Raw genomic sequence first — 16,076 nt, 5'->3', positions numbered from 1 at the left:
CCCGTTTTTGATTAGGTCTCAGGTTACCATTGCAGCCGTTTCGGTTACCCCGTCGACGTCACGTCATGCCGCGAAAGCCTTCTACACGTTCCCGTAAGCGATCTGCGTCCCGCAAGGGACCGCTGCGGCGCCTGTTTGGCGCGGGCGCTTGGACCCTCGTCGGGCTGTTGCTCGCAGGCATGACGGTGGGCGGGATTTATGTCCATCAACTGGACCGCGAGATCCGAGAACAGTTCGAAGGCCAGCGCTGGGCGTTGCCCGCGCGGGTCTATGCGCGTCCATTGGAGTTGTACGCTGGGCGGTCGCTGACGGTGGACGCGCTGGAAGCCGAGCTGCGTGCGCTGAATTATCGCGAGACGCCGGCGGGTGACGGTCCCGGCGAGTTCAATAGCAGCGGCAATACGGTTCGGTTCACGACCCGGCCCTTCACCTTCGGGGATGGCCTGGAGCCGGCACATTCGGTACGGGTGAGCCTGTCCGGTGGGCGCGTGCAGACGGTTGCGGAACAGTCCAGCGGGCGCAATGTGGACCTGATGCGGGTCGAGCCGCTGTTGATTGGCAGCATTTACCCGACCCACGGCGAGGATCGCATCCTGGTCGACATCGACGAGGTTCCGCGTGAGTTAATTGGGGCTTTGCTGGCGATCGAGGACCGGCGTTTCATGTCGCACCGGGGGGTCGATCCTGTGGGCATCGGCCGCGCGATGGTCGCCAACCTGCGCGCCGGCCGCACCGTGCAGGGTGGCAGTACCCTGACCCAGCAGTTGGTGAAGAACTTCTACTTGACCCGCGATCAGACGCTAACCCGCAAGCTCAACGAGGCAGTGATGGCGCTGCTGCTGGAGCATCGGTACGACAAGCGCCAGATTCTCGAGGCGTATCTGAACGAGGTGTTCCTGGGGCAGGCAGGCGAACGCGCGATCCATGGGTTTGGTCAGGCCGCGCAGTTCTATTATCAGCGACCGTTGAACGAATTGCGGCTGGACCAGCTAGCGCTTCTGGTCGGTTTGGCACGGGGTGCCAGCTACTACGATCCGCGGCGCTACCCGGAGCGTGCGCAACAACGCCGGGATCGCGTGCTGGGGGCAATGGCCGAGACGGGCCTGGCCGAGCGCGATCGAGTGGATCGGGCCCTGGCCTCGGCCCTTGATGTTTCGCCGGTAATGCCGGAAGGGCGCAGCCGCTACCCGGCGTTCCTGGACCTGGTGCGCCGAGAACTGCGTGCCGACTACGCCGATGAGGACCTGCGCAGCGAGGGCCTGCGGATCTTCACCACCATGGATCCAGTGGTCCAGCAGCGCCTTGAAGACCGGCTGGTTCGTGGCGTGAACGACCTGGTGCAACGCCGCGCGGGCGGGAGGGACCTCGAAGACTTGCAGGCCGCAGCGGTTGTGACTGATCCGCAGGCCGGTGAAGTGCTGGCGGTGGTAGGGGATCGCAACCCACGCTATCCCGGCTACAACCGTGCCGTGGAGTCCCAGCGACAGGTAGGGTCGGTCATCAAGCCATTTGTGTATCTCGCCGCCCTGACCAATCCGGATCGCTATACCCTGGCGACACTGTTGGACGACAGCCCACTGACGCTGCAGCTGCCGCATGGGGAGCCCTGGACGCCGCGTAACTTTGACCGGGAGTATCGGGGTCAAGTGACGGCCTGGGAAGCGTTGGTGCAGTCCTACAACGTGGCGACCGTTCGCCTTGCCGAGGATATCGGTATCTCGCAAGTTGTCAGCCTGCTGCAGACCCTTGGGTTGCAGCGGACGCCCGCCCCCTTGCCGTCCCTCGCGCTCGGTGCGATCGAACTTTCGCCGCTGGAGGTCGCCGGCTTGTACCAGGCGCTTGCGAATGGCGGCTATGCAACCGGTACGCGGGTGATTCGCGATGTGCTGGATCAGAATGACGAGGTGCTGTCGCACTACGGATTGTCCTTGCAAGGGGCGGTGTCGGATGGATCGGTGCGGTTGCTGACACATGCCTTGCACGATGTGACCCGGGAAGGGACCGGGCGCCGGATCGATGCACGCCTGAACGGTCAGGTGGTGGCCGGCAAGACGGGCACGACGAATAACTTTCGTGACAGTTGGTTTGCCGGCTTCGACGATCGCCATGTGGCCGTGGTGTGGCTGGGCATGGACGATAATCAACCGACCGGCCTGACCGGCGGGGTATCGGCCGCTCCAGTGTGGGCGGAGATCATGGCGGGGATCGGCGTGCAGTCGCTGCGCCTGGACGGGCATCCCGGTGTGGATTACCAAGGCATTGATCTGGCGTCCGGCCTGCGAGTGGAGAGTGACGATCACTCCTGCGAGGCGGTGAAGACGCTCCCGTTCTGGCAGAATTCGAGCCCCGAGACGCGCGCCGACTGTGATCTGGGCAGTGATTCCGGTTCGCAAGGCTGGTTCGAGAGGCTATTCCGTTGAAGACGTTCAGGATCACCAACACAGCACGGGCCCGGGGCCGGGCATCGACACGGGGGCGACGGGTGCGGCCAGCACAATGGCTTGTGATGGTGGCGTTGACCCTGGTGCTAGGAGCCTGTGCCACACCGGCTCCGCGCGATTCGGGTTCGGTCGAGCGAGACGATGAGGGCGTTGCGGAAGATGGCTCACCAACCCGTGACGAAGCGGAGAGGGCACCCGAACCGGAACACGAGCCCACACCGGCTGCCGCCCTCAATCTGGCTCAACAGGCGGAATCGGCACGAGAGGCCGGGGATACGGCCCGGGCAGAGCAGCGTCTGGAGCGTGCCCTGCGGATTGCTCCGCGGGATGCGCAGCTGTGGCACCAAATGGCGGTTATCAGGATGGATCAGGAGCGCTACGAACAGGCCGAAAGGCTGGCCAGTCGGTCCTTGCAGGTGGCCGGCAGTGGAGATCGCGAACTGGCGTTGAAAAATTGGCGCCTGATCCTCGCGGCCCGCGAGGCGCAGGGGGATACCGCTGGGGCCGAGGAGGCCCGCGAAGAGATCCGTCGCCTGGAATCCGACGTTGTCTGACACGCCGGGTTTTGCAGCCGAAGGGTCGGCGGCCGTCCGAGCCCTCAGCCCAGGCGGAGATCTGGCGGTCGCAGTCGATGGCTTCCGGCCGCGCGAGCCGCAGCAGCGCATGGCGGTCGCGGTGGAAGAGGCGCTGGCGACCGCACCCACCGCGTTGCTGGTCGAGGCTGCGACCGGGGTGGGCAAGACCTTTGCGTACTTGGTGCCCATCCTGCAGTCGCGCCGGCGGGCGTTGATCTCGACCGGGACCAAGACCCTGCAGGACCAACTGTTCGACCGGGATCTCCCGGTGGTCTGCGAGGCCCTGAGCTATCGCCCCAAGGCGGCTTTGCTCAAGGGGCGCGCCAACTACCTTTGTCACTACCGTCTGGAGCTGGCAGCCGCCGAGGCCGGCGGGGCGATCGGGGGCGGAGTAAAGCGCGATCGGCTGGAAGTGATTGAGGCGCTGCAGCGCTTTGCCCGCACGAGTCAATCGGGCGATCTGGGCCAGGCCGGGATCCTCGCGGAGGATTCGGTGTTGTGGCCGCAGGTGACCTCAACCGTGGATAACTGCCTCGCTGGTGAGTGCCCGAACTACAACGATTGTTTCGTGGTCCAGGCGCGCAAGCGGGCCCAAGAGGCGGAGGTGGTGGTGGTCAATCATCACCTGCTGTTGGCTGACATGGCACTGAAGGAAGAAGGCTTTGGCGAGCTCCTGCCCGAGGTCGATGCGGTCATTGTGGATGAGGCGCACCAGCTGCCGGATATCGCTGGGTCGTTCTTTGGGGTGGCATTCGGTACCCGTGCGCTGCGCGAGCTGGCGCGGGACGCTCGCCGCGAGCAGCAACAGCATGCGCCGGAGATGCTGGATATCCCGCAGCGGATGGCCGAGCTGGAGGCCTGTGTCGCTGAATTGCTGGAGACTTCGCGCACCTGGGAGGGGCGTTCCAGCTGGGATGCGGTTAATCCCGACCGAGAGCTGGATCCGTTGCTGGATCGCATGGACGCCAACCTCGGGTTTGTGGGCGACGCCCTGGAGGTGGCGGCCGCGCGCGCACCGGGCCTGGAGCAGCTGCGTGGACGCAGTGCCCTGCTGCTGGAGCGGCTGCGCGAGTGGCGCGAGGAGACCCCGGATACCGTTGCCTGGGCCGAACGCTTCAGCCAGAGCCTGATCCTGCATCGCACGCCGCTGGATGCGGCGCGGCCCCTGGCACAGCGTCGGGCCGCACGGCCGGCGGCGTGGGTGTTTACCTCCGCGACCCTGGCGGTGGGGGACGACTTTGGTCACGCCGCGCGCCGGCTGGGGCTGCCGGCCGATGTCGCCAGCGAGCGCCTGGACAGCCCCTTTGATTTCCCCAACCAGGCCTGCCTGGTGCACCCGCAGCCACCGCTGCCCAACCCCAACGCGCCGGGCTACACCCGGGCCTGCATCGCCTGGGCCTGGCCCTTGTTGCGCGATAATCCGGGCGGCGGCTTCTTCCTGTTTACGAGTCACCGCGCGTTGCAGGAGGCGGCGGCGATCCTGCGCGCCGAACTCCCGCCGGAGCGCGAGCTTCTGGTCCAGGGCGAGCAGCCACGCGGGGATTTGCTGGCGCGTTTTCGTGAAAGCGGAAATGCCTGGCTGTTGGGGGCTCACAGCTTCTGGGAAGGCGTGGATATACGCGGTGAGGCGTTGTCGGTGGTGATTATCGACCGCCTCCCGTTCGCCGCCCCGAACGACCCTGTGCTCCAGGCCCGCGCATCGGCCCTGGAGGCAGAGGGGCGATCGCCGTTCATGGAGTTCACCCTGCCGCAGGCGGTGCTCGCGCTCAAGCAGGGGGCCGGCCGCCTCATTCGGGATGCCGAGGATGCCGGTATCCTCGCGCTTTGTGACCCACGGCTAACCGGAAAATCCTATGGTCGGCGATTCCTGGCCAGTCTGCCGCCGTTCTACCGCACCCGGGAGCCGGCGACCGCACTTCGCTTTCTGGAACAGGCACGAGGACGTGACGTATGCGCCTGATCGCGCTGGAGACCGCGACCGAGCAGTGTTCGGCGGCGCTTTATCTGGATGGCGAGATCCTCTCCCTGCGTGAGCGGGCCGCCCGCCGCCATGGCGAGTTGATCCTGGGACAGATCGAGCAGTTGCTGCGCGAGGCCGATGTGCCGCGCGGCAGCCTGGATGGTGTGGCGGTGGGTCGGGGGCCGGGCGCGTTTACCGGTGTGCGTTTGGGGCTGGGGGTCGCCCAGGGCATTGCGTTCGCACTGGATTGCCCGGTGGTTCCAATCTCCAGTCTTCAGGTTCTGGCTCAGCAGGCGTTGACCGCCGAACGGCGCCCGGCGGCCGTTCTTGCGGCCCTGGATGCGCGCATGGGGGAGGTCTACTGGAGCCTTTGCCCGGTTCAGGGAGAACGGGTGTTGCTGGGGGTGGAGCAGGTGAGTGCGCCGGAGGACCTTGAGGTGGTGTGGCCCGAGGGCGAGCGCTTTGCGCTGGGGTCTGCCTTTGCTGCCTTTCCCGAGCTGGCCGCCTCACAGGGACTGTCCGCAGGGGCGGTTGCTGCCGACGCCCTGCCGGATGCCCGCGAGGTCGCGCTGCTGGGTGTGGATGCCTGGGAACGCGGCGAGGCCGTGGCGCCCGAGGATGCCCAACCGGTCTACGTCCGTGATGATGTGGCGCGCCCGGCGGGCGCGTCGTAACCGCCTGCCCTGGAGGCTCCGCCCGAATGCACGAGACACCTTATCCCTGGCAGGCGCCTCTGACGGCGACGATCAAGGCACGTCCGGAGGACTTCCGGGTCGAGGAGATCCCGGCGACGCTACCCGAGGGCTCCGGGGAGCATGTCTGGCTGGAGATCGAGAAGACGCTGCTGAACAGCGAGGATGTCGCGGTGTGGCTGGCGCGCGAGTCCGGCGCAGGACGTGGCCGAGTGAGTTACGCCGGGCGCAAGGATCGTCAGGCGGTCACACGGCAGTGGTTCAGTGTGCAGTGCCCGCCGGAGTCCGAACCCGACTGGGAAACCCGGGCTAGCGCCTGGAATGCGGCGCGTGAAGCGGCGGGAGAGCCCGGAGCCGTGCGGGTGTTACAGGTCGCTCGCCATGCCCGGAAATTGCGAACCGGACACTTGAAGGGCAACCGATTCGAGATCCGCCTGAGCGATGTGGAAGGCGACCGGGATGCGGCGGAGACCATCCTGGAGGCCATCCGCCGTGGCGGGATCCCCAATTACTTCGGTGTGCAGCGTTTTGGGCGCGACAATCTGGCCAAGGCGCGCGCCTGGCTCGGCGGTGGCCGAGCCCCTCGGAGTCGCAATCAGCGCAGCCTGCTGCTGTCCGCTGCGCGTTCCGCGATCTTCAATGCCGTATTGGCCGAGCGAGTTCGTCGGGGCGACTGGGATCGTCTGTTGCCGGGTGATGTTGCCAATCTCGAGGGGTCGGGGAGTGTGTTCCCCGTGGCCGAGGTGGGTGCCGAACTGGAGGGGCGTTGCCAATCGCTGGACATCCATCCCACGGGCCCGCTTTGGGGGAGTGGCGCCTCGCAGACGGACGGCGAGGTTCAAGCGCTCGAGGCCGCGATGGCCACCCGTGAGCCGGAATTGGCCGAAGGTTTGGTGCGAACGGATGTGAAGGCGGCGCGGAGAGCGCTACGCATGGTGCCGGGCGCGGTGGATTGGCGCTGGGAGGCCGATGATCTGGTTCTGTTGCTCGAGCTGGGTGCGGGGGAGTACGCCACCGGGGTGATCGACGCGATCTGCGTGCCGCGTTCGGAGCCTGGCTGAGCGGCGTTAGGCCGAGCTTTTCAGCTTTTGTTCGGCGCGCTCGGCACGTTGTTCTGCTTCAATCCGAGCGGTGATGTCTTTCTGGATACCGATGTAATACGTCAGCCGGTCTTCGTCGTTGAAGACGGGGGTTAGCGAGAGCTCGTTCCAGAACAGGCTGCCGTCCTTGCGGTAATTGCGCAGGGTAACTCGGCAGGGGCGGTTCTCTTCGATGGCGTTGCGGATCTCCGTGCGTACGTCCTGATCGGTGTCGTCGCCTTGCAGAAAGCGGCAGTCGCGGTAGAGGATTTCCTCGGAGCGATAGCCGGTCAGCTCCTCGAAGGCGCGATTCACGTAGATAAGGATGTTGTCGTCGCCTTCGCGTTCGGCGATGACGATGCCGTCGTTGGAGGCATCGACGGCGAGGGCAAGGAGTTCGGAGTCAATCGTTCGGGTCATAGAGGTCGGTACGGGTTTCGGGCCTGGAAATGCGGGAGGTGCATCATTTTCGTGCTTTAGGCACAAAAATAGCACGTTCCGGGCGCTTCGTGTTCAAGCTCCGTTGATCGGAACGGTCGGGTGAGATCGGTTGCACACAAAAAAGGCCGCCCGGAGGCGGCCTTGGCGAACACCCTGGAAACAGGGCGCTACATCTCCTGCGTGACGGTGAAGGCACCCCGTACGTCGCCTTCGCTGAAGCCCGTGGCCTGGTCGTCCGGGTACAGACGTTCCAGGGCGTGCTTCACGTCTCCGCTAATATCGGAACCGTGACATGCCAGACAGGCACCGCCGGTCGGGATGGCGGCCATGAAGCGGAACTTGGGGTCGCCGTCATCGGATTCGACGACGCCGAAGCGCGGGGGCAGGTCGGGGGCGGCCGTGCCGGCAGCGTGCTGGGCCTCGAAACCCTGCAGGGTCAGACGCTCCCAACGATCCGGGGCGTTGTCCTGATTACGCAGCTTCAGACTGGTGCGCCCGATCTCGATACCGGTCTCGGCGGAGATATCCCGCGCAATCTCGGGGGCCCGCTCGTTACAGACCTGGATGGCCTCGGTCGGACCACCGGACTGCATCGCCGACATGAGTTCGCCCTGTAATGTGCTGGCGAACTTCTGGATCGCTTCACGATTGGCGGCAATCCTTTCTTGCAGATCGTCCTGGCTCAGCTGCGGCATGCTGTCGGCGCTTGCGGAGCCGCTGCCGGCGCCGAACGCAATCAGGCCCAAGGCCAGGGGGGCGAGCTTCCACTTCTTCATGACAATTACCTCGCAGAGCAGTATCCGTTGCAGCCTGGTATGTGTACAAGACCTGTACAAAGCATGGACCGGTCATGACGCAAATGCAAGGATGTTCGTAAGGAAACCATGAATCAATCCGGGTGGCCGGGTACGACCGCATGGGTCACAGTTCACGGATCAGTTTAGGCACTTAAATCGGAAAACGCGAATATATCGAACGGCGCATGTGATGCCGTCGTTTGTTGGCCCGAAGAGGGGTTCGGCATGCCCCTTTCAGCGTGTCGCGGCGGGATTACGGGGGCGCTTAAGGAGTACGTAAACGGCCCCGGTTCCGCCATCCGCAGGGCGCGCGGAGCAAAAAGCAAGGACGTCGTCTCGCTGGCGCAGCCAGTGGTCTGTCAGTCCCTTTAGAACGGGGCCTTGCTGGCGCGAACGCAGGCCCTTGCCGTGAACGATCCGTACGCAAAGTGCGCCTTCGCGGCGGGCATCATCGAGGAATAGCCCGATGGCGCGGCGCGCCTCGTCGGCGAAAAGTCCGTGCAGGTCGATTTCGTCCTGGATGCGATAGTGTCCACCGCGGAGTTTGCGGAAGACACGCTGGCTAATACCGGGGCGGGCAAACCGAAGCTCATCGCCCGGTTGCAGGTCGGCGGCGTTAAGAGGATCGCTGAGCCAGTCGGCATGGGCCTGGGCCTCGTCCGCATCGCGCTGACGTGCCCGCGGGGCCGGACGCGGTGGGCGCACGTCGGCCTGGTCGCTGTGCAGTCGGCGAACGTTGCCAACCGCCTGCAGGAATTCGTCGAAATCGTTGGGATCGTCCCCGGAGTTCATGGCAGGATACTCGCACTTTTCGCGGGGCGGACGCGATCGGATGGATACGCGAGCGTCCGGCCGCAATCGTTTCCAGTATATTAAGTGCCCTCTCAACGGCCCTGTTCCTGCATGCGCATTCTGGTAAGCAACGATGATGGAATCCACGCCCCGGGCATCCAGTGCCTGGCGACCCACCTGCGCCGAATTGCCGAGGTGCATGTGGTCGCGCCAGACCGAGATCGCAGTGGGGCCAGCAACAGTCTGACTCTGGTGCGGCCTCTGCGCGCACGGCATCTGGAAGGTGGCGATGTGCAGGTTGATGGCACGCCAACCGACTGCGTACACCTGGCGATTACCGGGCTGTTACAGAAGGAACCCGATGTCGTGATTTCGGGCATCAATGCCGGCGCGAATATGGGCGATGACGTGCTGTATTCCGGCACGGTGGCGGCCGCGATGGAAGGGCGGTTTCTCGGGCTTCCCTCCATTGCGGTATCGCTGGTTGGCCCCGAGCTGCGACATTACGACGCCGCGGCCAGCGTCGTCGTGGAGTTGCTGGACCGGATCAATCGTGTGCCGCTCCCGGCGTCGACGATCCTGAACGTCAATGTGCCCGACCTGCCGCGCGAGGCCATCCGCGGGGTGCAGGCCACGCGTCTGGGGCATCGTCATCGGGCCGAGCCGATGATCGCGGACGAAGACCCGCGCGGACGCCCGATCTATTGGGTAGGGCCGGCCGGTTCGGAACAGGATGCCGGCCCCGGGACCGATTTCTATGCGGTGCGCGAGGGTTACGTCTCGGTCACGCCAATCCAGGTAGATCTGACCCGCTTCGATGCGATCGACACGGTTGGGCGTTGGCTGGATGACTCTCTCCCGGAGGTGGGGCATGGTTCCTGACGCGGCGGGCGCCGGTCTGACCTCGCAGCGTGCGCGGGACCGTCTTATTCGAGTGCTCGAGGGGCAGGGGATCCGCGACCCCCGGGTGCTGGATGCGATACGTAGCATCCCGCGCCACCTGTTTGTGGAAGAGGCCTTGAGTCATCGCGCCTACGAGAATACGGCGCTTCCGATTGGGCATCGCCAGACCATCTCGCAACCGTTCATCGTGGCGCGCATGACCGAGGCGCTGCTGGAGGGTGGCCCGGTCCGTACGGTTCTGGAGGTGGGCACAGGTTCGGGCTATCAGGCGGCGGTGCTCGCGCAGATCGTGGACCGGGTGTACTCCGTTGAGCGCATCCAGGCGCTTAGCCGGGGTGCGCGCGAGTTGCTGAGCCGTCTAGGTATCAACAACGTCAATCTTCGCCACAGTGACGGCGCCGACGGCTGGCCAGAGAAGGCGCCGTTCGATGGAATCATTCTGACGGCAGCGCCGAAAGAGGTACCGGAGGCGTTGCTGACCCAGCTGGCACCCGGCGGACGCCTGGTCGCGCCGGTGGAGAGTGGGGCTGGACGCCAGCAGCTGGTGCGCTTCACCCGTACGGATGAGGCCTATGTACGCGATATTCTGGATGCTGTGATGTTTGTGCCGATGTTGCCAGGGGCCGAACAGTGAACCGGTGCCGAATGTCAGCCCACGCGGCTTCGCGGCCGGCTTGTGCTTGACTCGGCTAGGATGATGTCGCGGCGATGAAGCTGTTTGAACCGTTATACGACCGGGTGATGGGCTGGTCTCGCCATCGCCACGCGCCGCGCTATCTCGCCGGGCTGTCGTTTGCGGAGTCTTCGTTCTTTCCGATTCCACCCGATGTGATGTTGGCGCCCATGGCGGCGGCTCGCCCGAAGTCGGCCTGGCGCCTGGCGGCCCTGACCACGGTGTTCTCGGCACTCGGGGGCGTGCTGGGGTATTTGATCGGTTGGCTGGCCTTCGAGTGGATCGGGCCCTGGCTGGAACAGATCGGGTATGCCGATGAACTGCAGCAGGCCGAGGCCTGGTTTGCCATCTGGGGGGTATGGGTGGTCCTGGTGGCCGGGTTTTCCCCCATTCCGTACAAGTTGTTTACGGTGACGGCGGGGGCGCTTTCCATGGCGTTGTTGCCCTTTGTGATCGCCTCGCTCGTGGGACGTGGGTTACGGTTTTTCCTGGTTGCGTTGTTCATGGCCTGGGCGGGGCCACGCGCGGAACAGCATTTGCGACCCTATATGGAACGGCTGGGGTGGGCCGGCGTTATCCTGTTAGTCGTGGCGATGACGATTTATCTGGTAATCGACTGATGCGGTTGGGCACGGCACTGGGGCTGCTGGCAGCGCTGGTCCTGGTGGTGGGCCTGATGACCGGTTGTGCAGCCAGGGCGCCCAGTGGCGCGTCGATGCCGGACACCCATGTGGTTCAGCGCAACGAGACCCTTTATCGGATCGCCCAGCGCTATGGCCTGGAGTGGCGGGACCTCGCGAGCCGCAACGTCATTGGCGCCCCCTATGTGATCCATCCCGGTCAGGAGCTACGGCTACGGGGATCGGCCCGTTCCACGCCGCCCAGCGCGCCGCAGCGTTCGCCCACGCAAACGGCGAGCCAGGGGAGTTCCTCCAGCGGCGACGGAGGAGATACCCGATCATCCTCGTCTTCCTCCTCGTCGTCGGCGCCCAGTTCACCGCCTTCGGATCCCGGTGGTTGGCGCTGGCCGGCGGATGGTGACGTACTGCGTGGATACTCCAACAGCGGCACTCGTCGTGGCCTGTCCATCGGCGGCGAACGCGGCGATAACGTCCGGGCTACGCGGGCCGGCGAGGTGGTCTATGCAGGTGGCGGGCTGGTGGGGTATGGTCGATTGATCATCCTGAAACACGATGACCGCTTTCTCAGCGCCTACGGGCACAACGACGAGCTGCTGGTTTCGGAGGGTGATCAGGTGCAGGCGGGCGACACGATCGCACGGCTGGGCTCATCGGGTGCCGAGCGTCCGATGCTGCATTTCGAAATCCGGGTGGATGGGACCCCTGTGGACCCCGCGCGATACCTCCCGGATCGCTGACTCGATAAGGAGCGCGCCACTACATGGCCAAGACCCCGCAGCCGGTGGATCCAGAATTGGACGAAGACCGCCTGACGCCTGATCCAGTAGCGGAAGAGGATGTGGGCCGCGCTCCCGAGGATCTAGCCATTCCAGGCGAAGCGACCAACGAGCCGGAAGATGCGGACGGCGAACCGAAGGCCGTGGCGCCCGAGGCGGCGCTGGAAGCCGAGGAGGTTGTTCCGGTTCGGCCCAAGACCCTGCGTGATGCCCGTGCATCCGAGCTGGATGCCATCCAGATCTATCTCCGTGACATCGAGTACCGCCCTCTGTTGACGCCGGAAGAAGAGCGCAAGTACGCGCGTCTGGCTCGCGACGGGGATGCCGATGGCCGTCGGCGCATGATCGAATGCAACCTGCGGCTGGTGGTCAAGATCGCGCGGCGCTATATGAACCGTGGCCTGCCACTGCTTGACCTGATCGAGGAAGGCAACCTCGGGTTGATGCACGCCGTGGAAAAGTTTGACCCGGAGCGGGGCTTTCGCTTTTCGACCTACGCGACCTGGTGGATTCGCCAGACTATCGAGCGGGCCTTGATGAACCAGGGGCGCACGATTCGGATCCCGGTGCATGTGAGCAAGGAACTGCGCATGCATGCTCGAATCGCGCGCAACCTGACTCAGGAGCTGGGTCGTGATCCCTCCGAGGAAGAATTGGCGCAGCGCCTGGGCAAGCCCGTGGCCGAGATCCAGAAGCTACGCGCGATGTCCGAGCCCTCAACCTCCATGGATCTCCCCTCGGGGCCGGAAGGGGATCGCTCGCTCACGGATATCGTCGCCGACATCAATGCCCCCGAGCCTTCCACGTTGCTGGAGGACGAGGATTTGCATCATCTGGTGGATGCTTGGCTGGGCGAGCTGGAACACAAGCAGCGCGAGGTGCTGGTGCGCCGATTCGGGTTGCACGGCTTCGAGCGTTCGACCCTGGAGCAGGTGGGGGCGGAGATCGGCGTGACCCGCGAGCGCGTACGCCAAATCCAGATGGACGCCCTGAAACGATTGCGCAAGCTGTTGGAAGCGCGGGGAATGAAGGGCGACGAGGTCCTGCCAAATTCCTGAAGCGCCGCGCGGCAGGGCCGCCTGGCGCTAATCCGATGACCCGTTGATGATCAGTGCGGCCGCAACGTCACGGCCTTCCGCCATGATCAGGTTGTAGGTGCGACAGGCTGCCGCGGTATCCATGATTTCGACCCCCAGTCCCTGCGAACGCAGGTGGCGCCAGACCGCCCGGTCCGGAAATTCCTGCACCTCGCCGGTCCCGATCAGCAAAACCTCCGGGGGGCTGTCCAGGATCGTCTGGAGATGCTCCACCTCGAGTTCAGCGACGGTTTGGACGGGCCACGCGGTGCGCAGATCGTGCGGGCGCACGATCAGACTTTGCAAATGAGCGACCTGATTGATGCCCACCCGTCCGGCTTCGTAGCCGGTGACGATGTAGGACTCTTCGCTGGTGACTTCGGAAAACAGCATGTCGACTACGCTACTCCGGGACCTGGATTGGCTCAAGATTCCGTTGCCCACACGGGCGTGAGCTCCGGCGCGATTCGTTGACAGCGAAGGGTCCGGGTTATACTTTGGCGCGCTTTCCGGTGCGGCAGCCGGAGGGGCCAGCGAAACGCTTTCGGTGTTTACCGGGACGGCCCCGCGAAGCGACTGCCCAGGCCAAACAGGACCCAGACCCGTGACCGACGTCTTTCCCCGTATCGAGCGCCTCCCGCCCTACGTCTTCAACATTGTGAATCAGTTGAAGGCCGAGGCGCGCGCCCGTGGCGAAGACATCATCGATTTTGGGATGGGCAACCCGGATCAGCCCACGCCGAAGCACATTGTGGACAAGCTCTGCGAGGCCTCGCAGCGCGGTGACACCCACCGCTACTCGGTCTCCAAGGGGATTCCGCGACTGCGCCGCGCGATCACGCGCTGGTACAAGACCCAGTTCGATGTGGACCTGGACCCGGAGACCGAGGCGATCGTGACCATCGGCTCCAAGGAAGGGCTGGCGCACCTGGCACTGGCCACACTGGGTCCGGGCGACGCGGTCCTGGTGCCCAACCCGGCGTACCCGATCCATCCCTACGGCTGCGTGATCGCCGGCGCCGATGTGCGTCATGTGCCGCTGACGCCGGATGTCGACTTCTTCGCCGAGCTGGAGCGGGCGATCCAGGACTCCTGGCCGAAGCCGAAGATGCTGATCCTGAACTTCCCGGCGAATCCGACCACCCAGTGCGTGGACCTGGAATTCTTCGAGCGGGTGGTCGCGATCTGCAAGGAGCACGGCATCTGGATCGTGCACGACCTGGCCTATGCGGAGATCACCTTCGACGGCTACAAGGCGCCGTCCATCTTCGAGGTGCCGGGGGCCAAGGACATCGCGGTGGAGTTCTACACCCTGTCCAAGACCTACAACATGCCGGGCTGGCGCGTGGGCTTCATGTGCGGCAACCCGACGCTGGTGGCCGCGTTGGCCCGCATCAAGTCGTATCTCGACTACGGCACGTTCACGCCGATCCAGGTCGCTGCCATCGCGGCCCTGGAAGGCCCGCAGGACTGCGTGGACGATATCCGCGAGCTGTACCGCGTGCGCCGCGATGTGCTCTGCGAGGGCCTGACAAAGCTCGGCTGGCAGGTGGAAAAGCCGAAGGCGACCATGTTTGTCTGGGCGCCGATCCCGGAGCCTTACCGCGAGATGGGTTCGCTCGAATTTGCCAAGAAGATGCTGCGCGACGCCAAGGTGGCGGTATCGCCGGGTGTCGGATTCGGCAACTATGGCGATGATTATGTGCGGTTCAGCCTGATCGAGAACGAACAGCGCACACGCCAGGCGCTGCGTGGCATCAAGGCGATGTTCCGCGCCGACTCCATCCTGTCGGAGGCGACCGAGGACAGCCCAGCTTCGGGCAACTGACTCGGCCTTCTACACACGAATGCAATCAACACCGGGCGTCCCGCGGCGCCTGACGTCAAGGACAGCAAGGCTATGACGCCGGTAAAGATCGGAATTCTGGGACTGGGCACCGTCGGCTGCGGCACGGTCAACGTGCTGGAGCGCAACGGGCTCGAGATTGCACGCCGTGCCGGGCGCGACATCCAGGTGGTGGCCGCGGCCGCACGGGACGTCAACCGCGAGCGTGATTGCAACTGCTCGGACATTCGGCTGACCAGCGATCCCGCCGAGGTCGTGAACGACCCCGAGGTCGAGGTCATTGTCGAGCTCATGGGTGGCACCGATCCCGCCCTGAGCCTGGTGCTGGCCGCGATCGATGCCGGCAAGCACGTGGTGACCGCAAACAAGGCGCTGATCGCATTGCACGGCAACACGATCTTCGAGCGGGCGCAGCAAAAGGGTGTGATGGTGGCGTTCGAGGCCGCCGTTGCGGGTGGTATCCCGATCATCAAGGCGATCCGCGAGGGCCTGGCGGGCAACCAGATTGAGTGGCTGGCCGGAATTATCAACGGCACCGGCAACTTCATCCTGACCGAGATGCGCGACAAGGGTCGCGACTTCGAAGACGTACTGGCCGAGGCGCAGGCGTTGGGTTACGCCGAGGCCGACCCGACCTTCGACGTCGAGGGTATCGATGCTGCGCACAAGCTGGCGATCCTGGCCTCCATTGCCTTCGGCATCCCGCTGCAGTTCGATCGGGTCGCGGTCGAGGGCATCAGCAACATCACTCGCGAGGACGTCGGTTTTGCCGCTGAGCTGGGTTATCGGATCAAGCATCTGGGCATCGCCCGCCGTACGCCGAAGGGCTACGAGCTGCGGGTGCACCCGACGTTGATCCCGGAACGCCGCCTGATCGCCAACGTGGACGGCGTCATGAACGCAGTGCTGGTGAATGCCGATGCAGTGGGCCCGACGCTGTACTACGGTGCCGGCGCCGGGGCCGAGGCGACTGCCTCGGCGGTGGTGGCAGACCTGGTCGATGTTGTGCGCGCTTTGACCACCGATCCGGAGAACCGGGTGCCGCACCTGGCCTTCCAGCCGGATGCCCTGTCGGACAAGCCGGTGTTGCAGCTGGCGGATGTCGAGACCTCGTTCTATCTGCGCCTGCGGACTCAGGATCGTCCGGGCGTGCTGGCCGATATCACGCGCATCCTGGGCGAACATGGCATCAGCATCGAGGCGATCCTGCAGCGCGAGCCGGATCCGGAACGTGGCGAGGCGACGATCATCATGCTCACGCATAAGGTCCGCGAGGGCGCAATGAACGAGGCGATCTCTGCCCTCGAAGCGCTGGACCACCTGCTGACCCCGATTACCCGTATCCGCATGGAGGGTCTGGCGCGCTAGACGAGCGTCTTTCCTT

16 protein-coding genes are annotated in these 16,076 nt (G+C 64.9%); 12 read left to right on the top strand and 4 right to left on the bottom strand.

What is annotated here, in order from left to right; genetic code table 11:
* Positions 1-65: 65 nt before the first annotated feature.
* From mrcB to truD, 5 genes are all read left to right on the top strand, one after another.
* Positions 66-2,420, top strand: a complete 2,355-nt coding sequence (mrcB, locus tag D002_RS0103575; protein WP_155996097.1) for a penicillin-binding protein 1B — start codon at positions 66-68, stop codon at positions 2,418-2,420.
* Positions 2,421-2,506: 86 nt separating this feature from the next.
* Positions 2,507-2,995: a tetratricopeptide repeat protein gene (locus D002_RS0103570; protein ID WP_018140541.1), complete on the top strand. Its 489-nt coding sequence runs from the start codon at positions 2,507-2,509 to the stop codon at positions 2,993-2,995.
* Complete coding sequence (locus tag D002_RS0103565; protein ID WP_018140540.1) at positions 2,988-4,976, top strand: ATP-dependent DNA helicase; 1,989 nt, start codon at positions 2,988-2,990, stop codon at positions 4,974-4,976. The genes D002_RS0103570 and D002_RS0103565 overlap by 8 nt, the downstream gene beginning before the upstream one ends.
* Positions 4,967-5,650 carry a tRNA (adenosine(37)-N6)-threonylcarbamoyltransferase complex dimerization subunit type 1 TsaB gene (gene tsaB, locus D002_RS0103560; RefSeq protein ID WP_018140539.1) on the top strand — a complete coding sequence of 228 codons (684 nt, stop codon included), beginning with the start codon at positions 4,967-4,969 and terminating at the stop codon, positions 5,648-5,650. Before D002_RS0103565 ends, tsaB begins: the two co-directional genes overlap by 10 nt.
* 26 nt (positions 5,651-5,676) lie before the next feature.
* Positions 5,677-6,729, top strand: coding sequence for a tRNA pseudouridine(13) synthase TruD (gene truD, locus D002_RS0103555; protein WP_018140538.1), 1,053 nt, complete (start codon positions 5,677-5,679; stop codon positions 6,727-6,729).
* A 6-nt stretch (positions 6,730-6,735) separates the two neighbouring features.
* Here the strand turns inward: truD and D002_RS0103550 are convergent, their stop codons facing one another.
* The 3 genes from D002_RS0103550 to D002_RS0103540 form a co-directional block, all read right to left on the bottom strand.
* Positions 6,736-7,167, bottom strand: coding sequence for a PAS sensor domain-containing protein (locus D002_RS0103550; RefSeq protein WP_018140537.1), 432 nt, complete (start codon positions 7,165-7,167; stop codon positions 6,736-6,738).
* Between the two features lie 188 nt (positions 7,168-7,355).
* Entirely contained in the window at positions 7,356-7,964 is a 609-nt protein-coding gene (locus D002_RS0103545) for a DUF3365 domain-containing protein (protein WP_018140536.1), read from the bottom strand.
* 255 nt (positions 7,965-8,219) lie between these two features.
* Positions 8,220-8,777 (bottom strand): Smr/MutS family protein, encoded by a 558-nt coding sequence (locus D002_RS0103540; RefSeq protein WP_018140535.1) that lies wholly within the window; start codon positions 8,775-8,777, stop codon positions 8,220-8,222.
* 111 nt (positions 8,778-8,888) lie between these two features.
* Between D002_RS0103540 and surE the strand changes: the two genes are divergently transcribed.
* The 5 genes from surE (at position 8,889) to rpoS (ending at position 12,828) form a co-directional block, all read left to right on the top strand.
* Positions 8,889-9,659: a 5'/3'-nucleotidase SurE gene (gene surE / locus D002_RS0103535; protein WP_018140534.1), complete on the top strand. Its 771-nt coding sequence runs from the start codon at positions 8,889-8,891 to the stop codon at positions 9,657-9,659.
* Positions 9,649-10,314, top strand: coding sequence for a protein-L-isoaspartate(D-aspartate) O-methyltransferase (locus tag D002_RS0103530; protein WP_018140533.1), 666 nt, complete (start codon positions 9,649-9,651; stop codon positions 10,312-10,314). Before surE ends, D002_RS0103530 begins: the two co-directional genes overlap by 11 nt.
* Positions 10,315-10,388: 74 nt before the next feature.
* Positions 10,389-10,973 carry a YqaA family protein gene (locus D002_RS0103525; protein WP_018140532.1) on the top strand — a complete coding sequence of 195 codons (585 nt, stop codon included), beginning with the start codon at positions 10,389-10,391 and terminating at the stop codon, positions 10,971-10,973.
* Complete coding sequence (locus D002_RS0103520) at positions 10,973-11,731, top strand: peptidoglycan DD-metalloendopeptidase family protein (RefSeq protein WP_018140531.1); 759 nt, start codon at positions 10,973-10,975, stop codon at positions 11,729-11,731. Before D002_RS0103525 ends, D002_RS0103520 begins: the two co-directional genes overlap by 1 nt.
* Before the next feature lie 23 nt (positions 11,732-11,754).
* Positions 11,755-12,828 carry an RNA polymerase sigma factor RpoS gene (gene rpoS / locus D002_RS0103515; protein ID WP_018140530.1) on the top strand — a complete coding sequence of 358 codons (1,074 nt, stop codon included), beginning with the start codon at positions 11,755-11,757 and terminating at the stop codon, positions 12,826-12,828.
* Between the two features lie 27 nt (positions 12,829-12,855).
* Here the strand turns inward: rpoS and D002_RS0103510 are convergent, their stop codons facing one another.
* Positions 12,856-13,239 (bottom strand): Mth938-like domain-containing protein, encoded by a 384-nt coding sequence (locus D002_RS0103510; RefSeq protein WP_018140529.1) that lies wholly within the window; start codon positions 13,237-13,239, stop codon positions 12,856-12,858.
* 211 nt (positions 13,240-13,450) lie between these two features.
* Here D002_RS0103510 and alaC point away from each other — a divergent pair, with 211 nt between their 5' ends.
* Together alaC and D002_RS0103500 are read left to right on the top strand one after the other, a co-directional pair.
* On the top strand, positions 13,451-14,674 hold the full coding sequence (gene alaC / locus D002_RS0103505; protein WP_018140528.1) for an alanine transaminase: 1,224 nt from the start codon (positions 13,451-13,453) through the stop codon (positions 14,672-14,674).
* Positions 14,675-14,746: 72 nt separating this feature from the next.
* The gene (locus tag D002_RS0103500; protein WP_018140527.1) at positions 14,747-16,060 is read left to right on the top strand and encodes a homoserine dehydrogenase; all 1,314 of its coding nucleotides are present in this window, start codon (positions 14,747-14,749) and stop codon (positions 16,058-16,060) included.
* Positions 16,061-16,076: the final 16 nt, after the last annotated feature.

Origin of the sequence: Thioalkalivibrio sp. ALJ7, from assembly GCF_000376865.1 — a bacterium.
GTDB lineage: Bacteria > Pseudomonadota > Gammaproteobacteria > Ectothiorhodospirales > Ectothiorhodospiraceae > Thioalkalivibrio.
This window is presented reverse-complemented; position numbering and strand designations above follow the sequence as displayed.